Here is a 14,885-nt window from a genome sequence, read left to right as displayed (position 1 = left end):
GAAAAAAGTATGAAAAGAACCTGAAAAAGGCGTTTCGAATTCCTGCCTTTAAAATCGTGATGCCACACATTTCGAAGTAAAAGCGCCAAGTCATCGTTATAGTTGCTATTATTCGAATTTTGATCGTTAAACCGGCTTTACCAGCGCAACAAAATCTTTTCCAAAATTGTGGTAATTTCAGATCGAACATTCACTTTTTTAAAATCAATCGATGCAATTACTCGACACACTCCTATAATTTTCGAGTTTCTAATTTTCCTCACTCGAGATCCTTGTTGCCCGTTCACATAATATCGACATTCAACGAAAAGAATTGAGTTTTATAGCGTAAGTTTTTATAAAATCTTGAACAAAATGATCGAGAGGAATCTGTAATGGTCCATGATAGCCAAATTGATAAAGCTTCTGCATTGGTAGAAGCTGCACGCAAAGCCGGTGCCGATAGCTCGGATGCTGTTATCGTCCGCTCGCGCTCGGTCAGTGTGTCGGTGCGTCTTGGCAAAGTGGAAGCAACCGAAGCCTCGGAAAATGATGATTTCTCGTTACGGGTATTTGTCGGCAAAAGGGTAGCGAGTATTTCGGCAAACCTTTCGGCCGACCCGATAAGCCTTGCCGAACGGGCGGTTGCCATGGCCAAAGTTTCACCTGAAAATCCTTTTGAAGGTTTGGCTGATCGCACCCGTCTTGTGAAAGCCCCTAAAGACCTTGATCTGTTCGATCCATTTGTTCCGGATAGTAAATATCTCACCGAAAAGGCTCTGGAAACTGAAAATTCCGCTTTATCGGTCAAAGGTGTCACCAACTCTGATGGCGCTTCTGCCGGTTATGGAAGTGGTGGATTGGTCCTCGTAACCAGTGACGGTTTTTGCGGCAGCTATCAATCAAGCCGTTTTTCCTTCTCGTGCAGTGCGCTTGCAGGCGAAGGAACGGCAATGGAACGTGACTATGATTATACAACCGCTCTTCACCACGAAGATCTCGACAAGACAACGACAATCGGGAAAAACGCCGGTGAGCGCGCCGTTAGAAGGTTGAATGCGCAGAAAGCAAAAACCGGAACTGTCAATGTTATTTTCGAGCCACGGATGGCACGCACGATTGCAAGCCATATTGCTTCAATGGTGAATGGAGCAGCAGTCGCCCGCAAAACCAGCCTGTTGCAAAACAGAATGGGCGAACAGATTATGAAACCGACAATAACGGTTACCGATCAGCCATTAAAAAAACGAGGGAATTCCTCCCGCCCGTTTGATGGTGAAGGGGTGGAAGGTGTGCCTCTCAACGTGATTGAAAATGGCGTTCTCAGGCACTGGTTTTTATCTTCATCGGTTGCCCGCGAACTTCATCTTGAAACCAATGGTCACGGCGTGCGCTCGGCTTCTTCTGTACAACCGGCAAGCACCAATTTTGCAATCGAACCCGGGGAAAAATCGCCAGATGAGATGATGAAAGCAATCAAAAAAGGCTTTTATGTCACCGAGCTCTTCGGCCATGGTGTTGATCTTGTGACCGGTCAATATAGCCGCGGCGCATCGGGGTTCTGGATTGAAAATGGCGAACTTGCCTATCCGGTTAGTGAAGTTACTCTCGGTTCCAATCTCATTGATATGTTGTCACATCTCACACCGGCGAGCGACATTGACCGCCGCTATGGTACAGCAGCACCAACGCTTTTGATTGAAGGAATGACCCTTGCTGGAAAATAACGTTCATAATTCCGAAGATCTCGTACTCATCGCCAATGCTGCTCAACAAGCAGGAAAAACAGCATTAAGTTTTTTTGGCCACGACCCGAAAGTGTGGATCAAACCGGGAAATTCACCGGTAAGTGAAGGAGATTTTGCAGCCGACAAAGTTCTGAAAGAGCTTCTATTGACCGCGCGGCCTAATTATGGATGGATTTCGGAAGAAACCAGAGATGAACGCCCGCATAACGACTATAAACGATATTTTGTAGTTGATCCGATTGATGGAACGCGCGGTTTTCTTTCCGGTTCAAAACATTGGTGTGTATCGGTTGCCGTTGTCGAAGACGGAATTTCCCAAGTTGGCGTTCTAGATTGTCCTGCAACCCGATCCGTTTACAAGGCTGAACGTGGTAAAGGTGCCAGTCTTAATGGCAATAAACTTCCACTTCTTGAAGGTCATGAAGGCAAACTTGTGGTTTCTGCAACCGGAAAATTTGAAGCGAAATTGCCGGAAGCCTTCAAGTCCAATGTCACATTCGCACATTATCTTCCTTCGCTTGCCTATCGCATCGCACTTGCTGCCGAAGGAAAAATAAACATCGTCTTGATAAAGCCCGAGAGCCATGATTGGGATATCGCCGCAGCTGATCTGATCTTACAGGAATGTGGCGGTTTGATAAGGGATATCGACAATAAGACACCGCTTTATGGAAAAGCACCATTTGAACACGATTTTTTGATTGCTGGCTTAAACCGCGAGCTTGATAACGTGATAGATATTGTCCGTAAAATACGATTTCGTTAATCTGCTAACGAATTAAAATGGGTAGAGTAATCATAGGAGGTATATATGAGCGCGACAGGTGAACCGAAACAACTATTGCATCTGGTTTTCGGAGGAGAATTGAAGAACCTTGATAGCAACGAATTCCGTGATCTTGATAACCTTGATATCGTAGGAATTTTTCCGGATTACAAGTCGGCTGAAGCCGCATGGCGGGCAAAGGCCCAATCAAGTGTCGATAATGCACTGCAGCGCTATTTCATTGTCCACCTGCACCGTCTGCTCGACCCTGAACATACCGAAAGCAAATAATAGATATTTGCTTATTCTGAAACGAACCGGTACAGTTTTAACACTTTTTGAAGCATTTTTGCATTCTTTGCTCGGCATTTGATTGCCATGCCTTGATCTTGTAAGGAGATTATGACAATGACAGTCCGTGTCACGGATTGGCTTTTCAAATGCCTTCGCGGGCTCATGTTATTTTCAATAACGGGATTGCGGCCCGCTTCGTTAAAAGTGATTGGTTCGACACTTGAATGACTGAAAAGAAAAAACAAAAAAAATCGGACTTTTTAAACCGCCTGTGGCGTAAAATCCGTTATCCATTGATGAACGCCCGCATAACAAAAGCGATCGTTGTATCGCTCATGGCAAATTATCTGCGTCTGGTTTATTGGACCAATCCACGACTTGAAGGTTCGGATAACCCGCAAAACGCCCATGATGCCTATAACCCGTTTATTATTACATTCTGGCATGGGCGTCATATTATGGGGCCGTTCTTGCGCCCCAAGAAAGAACATATCATTGCCATGTTTTCGCGCTCTGCTGATGCCGAGATCAATGCACGGGTCGGCGAAAAGCTGGGTCTTGAAACAGTGCGCGGCTCGGGCGGACGGACAAAACATCAAAATACCGATAAAGGCGGTGCACGGGCATTGCTTACTCTCAAACGGGCATTACAAGAAGGCAAAACAGCCGCAATGATTGCCGATATTGCGCATGGAAAAGCGCGCGAAGCCGGCAAAGGTATTATATTACTCGCAAAAATATCCGGACGCCCTATTGTTCCCTATATCTATTCATTTTCCCATGTAAAAATTTTGGAAAAAACCTGGGACAAAACCGTAATTCCGCTGCCATTCGGACATTCTATCTTTCTCATGGGAGATGCGTTTTATGTACCGGAAGATGCCGATGACGACCTTATGGAACAAAAACGTATCGAACTTTCCGACATTATGAACCGTCTGACGGACGAGGCGGAAAAACGCCTCAAAGAAAGAAAATAGGGGGAGCACTATGAAGGAATTCAAGGCTCGCACGGCACTCTATCTCTATCGCATGGCAGGCGGCTTGATCAGTCCACTTCTTCCCTTCTATCTCTCCATGAGGGCAGCACGCGGCAAGGAAGACCCGCACCGCAAACGCGAACGCATGGGGCGCACAAACAAGAAGCGGCCGGAAGGGCCACTTATCTGGCTTCATGCCGCAAGTGTGGGAGAAACACTGGCGCTTGTTCCGCTCATTGACCGTATTTTACAACTTCATATCAATGTCCTTTTAACAACCGGCACCGTTACATCTGCAAGCCTCGTCGAAAACCGTTTCGGCAGCCGCGTTATTCACCAATTTGCGCCGCTTGACGTTAAACCGGCGATAAGAAGGTTTCTCGATCACTGGAAACCTGATCTGGCACTTGTTTGCGAATCAGAAATCTGGCCATTACGAATCAACGGGCTTGCGCGCCGTCACATCCCGCAAGTCATGGTGAACGCACATATGTCCGGCCGTTCATTCCATTCATGGCAAAAGCGGCCTGCTCTCGCTTCGCACATTTTCAGGCAGATTGATGCAGCCATCGGACAAAGCGAAAGCGATGCCGAACAATATCATGCACTCGGTGTCAAAACGGTCGCAGTCTCGGGGAATCTGAAAGCCGACATTGCACCGTCTGCCGATAAAAATCTGTTAATGCAATATCGTGCAAGACTGCATAACCGGCTGGTTTGGGCGGCTATCTCCACCCATGAGGGGGAAGAGAATATCGCTGCCGAAGTTCATCTTGCATTAAAAACACGGCTGCCTAATCTTTTGACGATCATTGTGCCCCGTCATCCCGAACGGGCTGACGCAATTATGGAAGAACTTGAAAAGAAATCCCTTCACGTTATTCGACACAGTGAAAAACGGATGCCCGATGAGAATACCGATATTATACTCGTTGATACTATCGGAGAAATGGGGGTATTTTTACAACTTGCAAAAGTTTCGTTTATCGGCAAGTCACTAACAGAAACCGGTGGACACAATCCGCTTGAACCGGCGCTTCTCGGATCGGCTATTCTGACAGGTCCACATGTGGAAAATTTCAAAGATACATTCGATGTATTTTTTGCAAATAATGCAGCAAGAATCGTTGAAGATGCCACGCAATTGGCCGTCCAGCTCAACACACTTTTGACTCACGAGCCGACACGTTATGAAATGATCGAAGCGGCTTACGATACAGCCACAAATATGAGTGGAGCGCTCGAACGCACGTTAAAAGTGCTACGGCCGTTCATTGATCCATTGATCATGCAGGCCAAGCTTCATCATCAGGATACCAATCATGGTTGGTGAGGCACCTGACTTCTGGTGGAATGAACAAAAACTCATGCGTTGGCTTTTATTGCCGGTTTCGTGGATTTACGGTTATTTTGCCCGCCGTAGAATGGAACGCGAAAATATTCCGGTGATTGATCTTCCGGTTTTGTGTGTCGGCAATTTTACGCTTGGTGGAACGGGAAAAACTCCGGTTGTTATCAGTCTTGCGGATGCGGCCAAAAAACTTGGTCTTAATCCGGGAATTGTTTCGCGTGGCTATGGTGGCGAAATACGCAGTGCCCATCTCATCGACCTCGAATTTGACAAGGCCCGGGAAGTCGGTGATGAACCATTGCTTCTTGCCCGACATGCACCGGTTGCTGTAGCAACCGACAGATTTGAAGCGGCAAAACTTTTACAACAACAAGGATGCAATCTCATCCTGATGGACGATGGTTTTCAAAGTCGTCGTTTATTCGTCGATTATGCCCTGATGGTGGTGGATGGTTTGCGCGGTTTGGGTAACAATGCTGTGTTTCCGGCAGGTCCACTTCGTGCACCGCTTGTAACCCAACTGGCTTATACCGATAGTGTGCTGATGATTGGCAATGGTGACAAAGGTAACGAAGTTATCCATATGGCCGCCCGTGCAGCAAAACCTTTAAACTTTGCCCATCTTGTGCCTTCTGCCACCGATGCTGTTTCAGGCAAAAAGTTTCTGGCATTTGCAGGCATAGGAAATCCGCAAAAATTTTTCCGTTCGATTGGAGAATTGGATGGGAAAGTTGAACAAACACGGGTTTTTGCCGACCATCATTTTTATACAGATTTCGACCTTGATGACATTATCGGCTCGGCAAAGGCAAAACACCTTTTTATTGCAACCACCGCAAAAGATTTTGCCCGTTTAAAAACCGATGGACAAGACAAGAAGCTTGAAAATCTTGTTGTGTTTGATGTCGAAGTTCAATTTGATGATCCGGATTTTTGTGAGCAACGGATAAATGAAACACTTGAGGCGTTCAAAAACCGCTCCAACAAAGAATAAAAATCAAAAAGCGCCTTATATGGGCGCTTTTCTTTAAACTGAATTCATAAACTATAAATAACGCTTATTTTTTAAGCGTTGTACCTAAAAGCTTACGTAAACGGGGATCGCATTCAAGTTCGCGGCGATAGGAAATTTCGCAACTTGCATAAGCTTCCTGACGTGGTGCACTCCAATATCTTAGCTCGTCCAGCGGAATTTTCTCGCCTGTAATTGCACATAAAACATAGGTTCCGTGTGTTAAAACCTCATAATCGCCACTCAGATAATGGAGTTGCGCCTCGCGTTCACCACCGGGAAACATCATTATTCTAAACCTTTCAGATTGCTTATCGGCGATGATTATAAAGCGTTAGAGAAAACTATAAAAGCCTTAAATCCTTTGCTCACGAAACTATTGATAGTCGTTCAAACATATCGTACTTTTGAAAAAGTTCACTTTTTATCTTCTCCATCCATTACCCGATCTAAAAGCTTTTTGTTTTCGTTCGAATTTTTTCTCGTTCAAGCTTTTCGCACCTATCCGGCACAAACTTTCAAAACTGAAGACTGGACGGTTTTTGTTACGAGAGGAAAAACATATCAATGAATTAAATGACTTCACGGTAAACCGAAAAGCAAACCTGTTTTTCAGGAAAAGCACCGGAAATCGATCAACCGAAGCATTTCCGGTTTAATTCAGCCGCATAATTCCGTGCGCTAAGCGTTTTTCCGGCGCATAAAATTGACACACAAACCTGCACACCGGCTTTGTTCATTCAAAACTATCTGTTTTTAAGCAACAGTTACGAACAGACGCCCGCAGCCTTTCAACTAAAACAATCAACGGCGGCCGAACAATCTTTCAATATCGGTAAGCTTCAGCTCGACATAGGTCGGGCGTCCGTGATTACAGGTTCCCGAACCCGGGGTTGCCTCCATCTGGCGTAAAAGCGCATTCATTTCTTCCGCACGCAATAGGCGGCCGGAACGCACCGAACCGTGGCAGGCCATGGTTGCCGCAACATAATCGAGCATGGCTTTAAGCCCGTTTGTTGTATCATAATCGGCGGCTTCATCTGCCAAATCGGCAATAAGGCCTTTGACATCCACTTCGCCAAGCATGGCAGGTGTTTCGCGAACTGCGACGGCACCGGGGCCGAAGGGTTCAATTTTCAAACCGAACTTTTGCAGCGTTTCTGCATGCGTCAATAGGCGAGTTGCATCTTCTTCCGGCAATTCCACAATTTCGGGAATAAGCAACATCTGGGATGGCAAAGGCTTGGAATAGAGTGCCTTTTTCAAAGCCTCGTAAACCAGCCGCTCATGTGCTGCATGTTGATCGACGATAATGAGGCTGTCTTCAGTTTGGGCAATGATATAGTTTTTATGGATTTGTGCGCGTGCTGCACCAAGGGGAAAACGCTGTTCCTCGACTGTTGGAATTTCCATTGCCGGACGGCTATCTGTTGTCGGTTGATCAAGATCGCCTAGCACATTTCCATAGTCTTCATTGAAGCCTGATGAAGGCGCATTATAAAGCGGTTGGTTGACCATTTGCGCTGCTGGCGGCACCGGCGCTCTTGAATATGAATTATAGGAAAAAGCTCCGTTATTATAATAGGTCGGGTGCGGCGGAACAGATGATGAAGGTGGAACACCATCGGGACGAAAGCTTTTAAGCATGGCGTCCGCCCCCGTCGTTGCGGGGTGAATGCCAGCATGACTTAAAGCCTCACGGATACCGCCGACAATAAGCCCGCGCACTAACCCCTGATCGCGAAAGCGCACATCCGCCTTTGCCGGATGGACATTCACATCGACATCGGATGCAGGAAGATTGATGAAAAGCACACAAACCGAATAACGGTCACGCGCCATTGCATCGGCATAAGCCCCGCGAATGGCACCTAATATCAATTTATCACGCACCGGTCGCCCGTTCACATAAGCAAACTGGTGTAAACTATTGCCCCGATTGAAAGATGGTATGCCTGCAAAGCCTTTAAGCTCCACTCCTTCCCGCATTGCATCAAGAGTAATACTGTTAGGAGCAAAATCTTTTCCCAGAATTTGGGTTATCCGCTGTAACTGTGCTTCTTCGCCTGTACCGGTTGCAGGAAAATCAAGCATCGAGCGATCTGTACCGGAAAGCGAAAAGCGGACATTTGGAAATGCAATGGCAATCCGTTTGACAACATCGGTTATCGCATTGGCTTCGGCACGATCTGTCTTCATGAATTTGAGACGCGCCGGTGTGACGTAAAAAAGATCGCGCACCTCAACAATTGTTCCCGCATTACCGGCTGCGGGACGCGGCCCATCAACATGTCCGGCATTGACAACAATTTCAGCCGCATGTTCCGAAGAAGCTGTGCGTGACAGCATTTTCAACTTTGAAACCGAACCGATTGACGGCAAAGCTTCACCACGAAATCCAAGTGAATGGATGTCGTGAACATTATCGTCAAGTTTGGATGTGCAATGGCGTGATATTGCGAGTTCAAGTTCGTCCTCCGCAATACCGCATCCGTTATCGGACACGCGGATCAGGCTTTTTCCGCCGCCGGCCGTCACAATTTCTATCCGTGTCGCGCCGGCATCAATAGCATTTTCGACGAGTTCTTTAACCACACTTGCCGGACGTTCGATCACTTCGCCCGCTGCAATCTGGTTAATTACGGTTTCACTGAGATGATGTATTGTCATGAAGCCGTTATAACCGATTCATAAATCGGCGTATAGCAAAAGCACATTTGTGCTCCGGCATTATCCCTCTTGAATGAATTATCCTGATTGAGGCCATATTAAAAAAAGCGCAAGCCTTTTAAAAAAGCTCGCGCCGTAAATATTTTGAACGATCCGGATAATCTATTTATCAGAGTGTTGCGTTCAATGCCTGTTCGACATCTTCCAACAAATCGTCAACATCTTCGAGACCAACCGAAAAACGCAACAATCCGTCACTGATGCCAAGTTCGGCACGTGCTTCGGGGCCGATGCTCTGGTGGGTTGTGGTTGCGGGATGCGTCATGATGGAACGTGTGTCGCCAAGGTTATTGGAAATAAGCGGAATTGTCAGATGATTACAGAATGAAAAAGCAGCTTTTTTGCCACCCTTCAATTCAAAGGCAATCATTGTCGAACCGCCCGTCATCTGCTTTTTTATAATATCTCTTTGCGGGTGGTCGTCACGTCCGGGATAAACACATTTTGCAACCGCCTTATGCCCGCTGATAAAATCGGCAAGTTTTGCTGCCGAGCGTGTCATTTCCTCAACACGCAGCGGAAGCGTTTCGAGACTTTTCAACATGAGCCATGCGACATAGGGGCTCATTCCGGGTCCTGTATGACGGAAGAAGTCCTGAAAATTTTCTGTCATCCATTCTTCACTCGATAAAACCATTCCGCCAAGACAACGCCCATGCCCGTCAATATGTTTGGTGGTAGAATAGACGACCACATCAGCACCAAGTTCGAGCGGCTTTTGATAAAGTGGTGTTGCGAATACATTATCGACAATGACAGTTGCACCAACTTTGTGGGCAAGTTCCGAAACCGCTTTAATGTCGACTATTTCCAAAGTCGGATTGGCCGGTGTTTCAAAAAATATCCCGCGTGTATTGGGTCGGATCGCCTTTTCCCAATTTTCGATTTTGCGCCCGTCAATGATTGAAACTTCAACACCATAACGGGGCAAAACTTTTTCAATGATATAACGGCAGGAACCAAACATGGAACGGGCCGCAACAAAATGGTCGCCCGCTTTCACAAAACATAAAATAGCTGTCGAGACAGCGGCCATTCCCGAAGCAAGTGCGCGTGCACTTTCTGCACCTTCCAACGCACACATACGTTTTTCAAACATATCGTTGGTCGGATTGGCATAACGTGAATAGACAAAGCCCGGATCCTCTCCGTCGAAACGCCTTTCGGCTGCTTCGGCACTCGGATAGGTAAAGCCCTGTGTTAAATAAATTGCTTCACAGACTTCTCCATAAGGAGAGCGTTGAGTCCCCGCATGAACCATTTCTGTAGCGGTACGGTATTTACGATGCGGATTAAGTGTCATAAGTCACCTGCTTTCGTCAAAAAACCTTTGCCGTCATGGTAAAGATTGAAAAAGAAGATGCCAAAAGTCCGCTTGGTCTTACGGCCTTTTAGCATTTTATCAGGGTTTTATGGAATTGGAACTGATGACTTTACGCTGCCATCGGAATGCGTTTAAATTCCATAAACCCAAGCGTGGCTGCAAGCCGGCCGGCCCAAATCACCACGGGATAAACCTTCCTTATGCTCTTCAAAAGCTTGCGTCAATCCGTGAACGCGTTAAAGAGATAATAGTAAATAGTAAAAGGTAGTCATCATGGCACGCTCAAGCGGCATTCTGGCAGATAGCGATATTCAAAGTTTATTTGAAAATAATATTTTGAAATCGGATCGGCCGTTGGACAAAGATCAGATACAGCCGGCCAGTCTCGATTTGCGGTTGGGCAAAAAAGCCTATCGTGTCCGTGCTTCTTTTCTCCCCGGACCTGAAAAACAAGTTATTGATAAACTTGAACAATTCAAGCTACACGAATTCGAGCTCGAAAATGGTGCGGTGCTTGAAACGGGTTGCGTCTACATTGTACCTCTTATCGAAACGCTCGCACTTTCCGATGAGCTTTGTGCATCTGCCAATCCGAAAAGTTCAACCGGACGACTGGATATTTTCACCCGTATCATAACAGATTATGCACAAGAATTTGATAAAGTCACGAGTGGTTATCACGGAAAACTATATCTCGAAATAAGCCCGCGTACATTTCCTATTATTGTTCGCACCGGTTCAAGACTTTCTCAAATCCGTTTTCGTAAAGGTAAAAGCGGCTTGAATGAAAGTGAGCTTCTTGCCCTTCACAAAAAAGAAATGCTGGTTTCCGATGAGCATCCCAATATTACTGCAAGCGGCGTCGGGCTTTCGATTGATCTTACAGGTAATTCCAAGGGACTTGTCGGCTATCGCGGCAAACATCATACCGGCGTTATCGACGTGGATAAGCGGGGCGTGGCAGATGTGCTCGATTTTTGGGAACCGATTTATGATCGGGGTTCGCATTCGCTCATCCTCGATCCGGACGAATTTTATATTCTCGTCTCACGCGAAGCAGTTCATGTCCCGCCGCTCTTTGCTGCTGAAATGACACCATTTGACCCGTTGATTGGAGAGTTTCGCGTTCACTATGCCGGATTTTTCGACCCCGGTTTCGGCAATAATGAAGCCGGTGGCAAAGGCTCGCGCGCTGTTCTTGAAGTGCGCAGCCATGAAGTTCCCTTCATCCTCGAACACGGACAAATTGTCGGACATCTCGTTTATGAACACATGTTGAGGCATCCGAAATCTCTTTACGGGCGTGATCTCGGCTCGAATTACCAAGCACAGGGCTTGAAACTGTCAAAACATTTTAAACCACTTTGATGAGAGGGTGCTTGACAAAAAGCATTAAAGATTGCATCCGTGTGTCACGCATTTTGCGGGTATGATGTAATGGTAGCCTGTCAGCTTCCCAAGCTGAACGCGCGGGTTCGATTCCCGCTACCCGCTCCAGCTCTTTGACTGTTGCCTCTTTCTCTTCTTCCAATATTTATCCGTTCACTAATTATATTTTGTTTATGTGGATATGTTCCATTGAATAATTTAAACATAAAAAAACAGATTTACTTATTTTTAAAATTGTAAAAGTTATATATCTGCTATTTGATTACCGAATCAAAAATTATTTTTAAATTGAATTAAAATAATAATTAAAGAAAAAATCTTATATATGAAATATTGTTATCATTCTTATTATAAAAACTATCACTCATCACACTCATATGAACGGGTACTGAATTGACGCTGTTTTGACTTTATGCAAAGGATTGGCAAAAATAACAATCTGAAAAAACCCCGAAAATATTTTCAATCAGTGAGATGTTCAAATGATCAGGTTTAAAAATGGCCCTTCAAGAATGACTGTTTGTCTGGTTATTCTTCTAAGCTTGTTGGTATTATTAGCGGGACTATATTTTACTCTTCTCGGGGGGTATCTCCTCTATCTCGGGAGCCGGACATGGTATTATCTGGCGCTCGGCATCCTGTTACTCCTGTCGGGTTTATTCATGATCCGGCTCAATCGTCTGAGTGTGTGGATCTTCGCTTTTATTTATGTGATGAGTGCACTATGGTCTTATCATGAGGCGGGGTTTGATTACTGGCAACAATTTTCCAACCTCTTTGCTTTGTCTGTAGCCTTTTTTCTAGTCTTGCTTGCCTATAGACCAATGGCAAAAAAACAAGGGAAAATTGTCGGCTCGGCGTCGCTCGTTTTGGCCGGTTTGGTGTTTATCGGCATGGCGGCAACAATTGCCAGTTCGTTTATACCGAAAAATGTCATCCACGCGACAGAAAAAGCCAAAGCTGCATTACCGGTGCAACCGGCTAATGAACAAAAAGACTGGAAAAACTGGGGCAATGACGATTATGGTAGCCGCTTTGCAGCCCTAGACCAGATAACGCCTGCCAATATCAAAAAACTTGATGTTGCCTGGATTGCCCATACCGGTGACATTCCCCAAAGTAACGGCTCGGGGGCAGAAGACCAGAATACCCCGCTACAGATCGGCTCCAATCTTTATGTTTGTACAGCCTATGGCAAGGTGCTTTCATTCGACGTCGATAGCGGCAAACAGAACTGGATGTACGACCCTCATGGAACAGGGCCGAACTGGCAACGTTGCCGCGGCTTGGGTTATCACGAAGCTCAGCCAATCAAAGGTTTGAAAGCTGATGCGGCTTGTCAGGCACGGCTGTTTTTACCAACGGGAGACGCAAGACTCATTGCACTTGATGCGGCAACCGGAAAACCTTGCGAAGAATTCGGAGATAAAGGCACTGTTGATCTTAAAGCCGGTATGGGTGAGGTCAAACCCGGTTATTACCAGCAAACATCGACACCACTTGTTGCCGGCGATGTTGTCATTGTCGGCGGGCGCGTGGCCGACAATTTCTCGACTGATGAACCGCCGGGGGTTGTCAGAGCCTATGACGTGAAAGATGGTCATCTTGTCTGGGCTTGGGATCCCGGCAATCCTGATATTCACGGACTTCCGCCGGAAGGACAAACCTATACACGCGGAACACCGAATGTCTGGGCGGCAATGTCATATGACGAAAAACTCGGACTTGTCTATTTGCCGACAGGCAATTCGACACCCGATTTCTGGGCAGGCTATCGCACAGCCGAAGACGATAAATACTCGTCTTCCGTTGTGGCTGTCGATGTGAAGACCGGCGAAGTGCGTTGGCATTACCAATTTGTGCATCATGACATTTGGGATTTTGATACGCCCGCACAACCTGTTCTGCTTGACGCACCCGATAATGATGGAAATATCGTACCGGCACTCGTTCAGGTCACCAAACAGGGAGAGGTCTTCCTGCTCAACCGTGAAACCGGAGAACCGATTGCGGATGTTGAAGAAAAACCGGTACCGCAGGGTAACGTTGCTGGTGAACGTTATTCGCCAACACAGCGCTTCTCTGTCGGGATGCCGTCATTCGGCAATGCAACTTTAACAGAAGCCGATATGTGGGGTACGACACCATTCGACAAGCTTCTATGCCGGATCGAATTTGCCAAAATGCGTCATCAGGGTGTGTTCACCCCGCCGGGGCTTGATTATTCATTACAAATGCCGGGTTCACTCGGCGGTATGAATTGGGGATCTGTCTCGATTGATCCGACATTGAACTATGTTTTCGTCAATGATATGCGCCTTGGCCTTGCCAATTATCTTGTCAAGCGCAAAGATATTCCTGAAAGCGCGTCCGGCATTGAAATGGGCATTGTCCCCATGGCCGGAACACCTTTCGGTGCTATGCGCATGCGCTTCCTTTCGCCGCTTGGCGTCCCCTGTCAGAAGCCACCTTTTGGCACAATGTCGGCAATTGATCTCAAAACCCGTAAAATTGTTTGGCAGGTTCCGGTTGGCACTGTCAGGGACACGGGGCCGCTCAATATCGCACTCGGAGTGCCTGTTCCGATCGGAATGCCAACACTGGGTCCCTCTTTAGCGACACAATCCGGCCTTGTGTTCTTTGCCGGAACGCAGGATTTTTATTTGCGTGCTTTTGATAGCCGCACAGGCAAAGAAATCTGGAAGTCGCGTTTGCCTGTCGGCAGCCAAGGTGGTCCGATGACTTATATTTCACCAAAAACCGGCAAACAATATATTGTCATTACTGCGGGTGGCGCACGCCAAAACCCGAAACGGGGTGATTATGTCATTGCCTATGCTTTGAAGGACTAGGCTTTAATAGAAGCAAAAACTCCTGTTTCCCGAATGTTTGAAATATCGGCAACGTTGGAATGAGCTAAAATCGGATCTGCCACTTTCATGTGGCGGGTCGTTTTTAATGTTTATCCAATAATTTTTTTAAAGTTAAAAATAAAACTATTAAAAAACAAAACTTAATTTTATTAAAAATAACATCTTTCTTATATATATTATGTTTCAATTTTCATTTATTTTATTTTAAAAATTCATTTGGAAGAAACATCAAGATGAATGTTTCTGGCTTATTTTCTCTTGGAAAAACAATATTCTTCAAATTCATCGCCAAGTTGAAAACACTTTGAATAGATTCTAACGGCCTTAAAACGTAGCAGCAGTTAGAAATCAAATCGGTAAAAATTGTCGGAAAACGAAAAAATCCTAATAAAAAGCCCGCAGAATATTGCGGGCTTGAGGCATAAAGTAGCTTGTAAAA

Annotated in this window: 11 protein-coding genes, 1 tRNA gene and 1 riboswitch; of the genes, 9 read left to right on the top strand and 3 right to left on the bottom strand. The window is 46.0% G+C overall.

Going from position 1 to position 14,885, the window contains the following annotated elements:
* The first annotated feature begins 374 nt into the window (after positions 1–374).
* The 6 genes from H3V14_RS02975 (at position 375) to lpxK (ending at position 6,112) form a co-directional block, all read left to right on the top strand.
* Entirely contained in the window at positions 375–1,706 is a 1,332-nt protein-coding gene (locus H3V14_RS02975) for a TldD/PmbA family protein (RefSeq protein WP_198226419.1), read from the top strand.
* On the top strand, positions 1,693–2,493 hold the full coding sequence (locus H3V14_RS02970; RefSeq protein ID WP_198226417.1) for a 3'(2'),5'-bisphosphate nucleotidase CysQ: 801 nt from the start codon (positions 1,693–1,695) through the stop codon (positions 2,491–2,493). Before H3V14_RS02975 ends, H3V14_RS02970 begins: the two co-directional genes overlap by 14 nt.
* Positions 2,494–2,538: 45 nt before the next feature.
* Positions 2,539–2,784, top strand: coding sequence for a DUF4170 domain-containing protein (locus tag H3V14_RS02965; protein ID WP_075913544.1), 246 nt, complete (start codon positions 2,539–2,541; stop codon positions 2,782–2,784).
* 227 nt (positions 2,785–3,011) lie between these two features.
* Complete coding sequence (locus tag H3V14_RS02960; RefSeq protein ID WP_075869775.1) at positions 3,012–3,767, top strand: lysophospholipid acyltransferase family protein; 756 nt, start codon at positions 3,012–3,014, stop codon at positions 3,765–3,767.
* A 10-nt stretch (positions 3,768–3,777) separates the two neighbouring features.
* Positions 3,778–5,100 carry a lipid IV(A) 3-deoxy-D-manno-octulosonic acid transferase gene (gene waaA, locus H3V14_RS02955; protein WP_198226415.1) on the top strand — a complete coding sequence of 441 codons (1,323 nt, stop codon included), beginning with the start codon at positions 3,778–3,780 and terminating at the stop codon, positions 5,098–5,100.
* Entirely contained in the window at positions 5,090–6,112 is a 1,023-nt protein-coding gene (gene lpxK / locus H3V14_RS02950) for a tetraacyldisaccharide 4'-kinase (protein WP_198226413.1), read from the top strand. Before waaA ends, lpxK begins: the two co-directional genes overlap by 11 nt.
* 64 nt (positions 6,113–6,176) lie before the next feature.
* Here the strand turns inward: lpxK and H3V14_RS02945 are convergent, their stop codons facing one another.
* From H3V14_RS02945 to H3V14_RS02935, 3 genes are all read right to left on the bottom strand, one after another.
* Positions 6,177–6,416, bottom strand: a complete 240-nt coding sequence (locus tag H3V14_RS02945; RefSeq protein WP_075869960.1) for a DUF2093 domain-containing protein — start codon at positions 6,414–6,416, stop codon at positions 6,177–6,179.
* Positions 6,417–6,934: 518 nt separating this feature from the next.
* Positions 6,935–8,800, bottom strand: coding sequence for a DNA mismatch repair endonuclease MutL (gene mutL / locus H3V14_RS02940; protein WP_198226411.1), 1,866 nt, complete (start codon positions 8,798–8,800; stop codon positions 6,935–6,937).
* A 169-nt stretch (positions 8,801–8,969) separates the two neighbouring features.
* On the bottom strand, positions 8,970–10,163 hold the full coding sequence (locus tag H3V14_RS02935) for an O-succinylhomoserine sulfhydrylase (RefSeq protein WP_077970205.1): 1,194 nt from the start codon (positions 10,161–10,163) through the stop codon (positions 8,970–8,972).
* A gap of 170 nt (positions 10,164–10,333) precedes the next feature.
* A riboswitch (SAM riboswitch) is annotated at positions 10,334–10,369 on the bottom strand.
* Positions 10,370–10,457: 88 nt separating this feature from the next.
* Here H3V14_RS02935 and H3V14_RS02930 point away from each other — a divergent pair.
* From H3V14_RS02930 to H3V14_RS02920, 3 genes are all read left to right on the top strand, one after another.
* A complete protein-coding gene (locus H3V14_RS02930) occupies positions 10,458–11,552 on the top strand; it encodes a 2'-deoxycytidine 5'-triphosphate deaminase (RefSeq protein WP_210326523.1) in 1,095 nt (364 codons plus the stop codon).
* Positions 11,553–11,607: 55 nt separating this feature from the next.
* A tRNA-Gly gene (locus H3V14_RS02925) sits at positions 11,608–11,681 on the top strand.
* 374 nt (positions 11,682–12,055) lie between these two features.
* Positions 12,056–14,425, top strand: coding sequence for a membrane-bound PQQ-dependent dehydrogenase, glucose/quinate/shikimate family (locus tag H3V14_RS02920; protein WP_198226409.1), 2,370 nt, complete (start codon positions 12,056–12,058; stop codon positions 14,423–14,425).
* Positions 14,426–14,885: the final 460 nt, after the last annotated feature.

It is taken from the genome of Bartonella sp. W8151 (assembly GCF_016100385.1).
Classification (GTDB): domain Bacteria; phylum Pseudomonadota; class Alphaproteobacteria; order Rhizobiales; family Rhizobiaceae; genus Bartonella; species Bartonella apis.
This window is presented reverse-complemented; position numbering and strand designations above follow the sequence as displayed.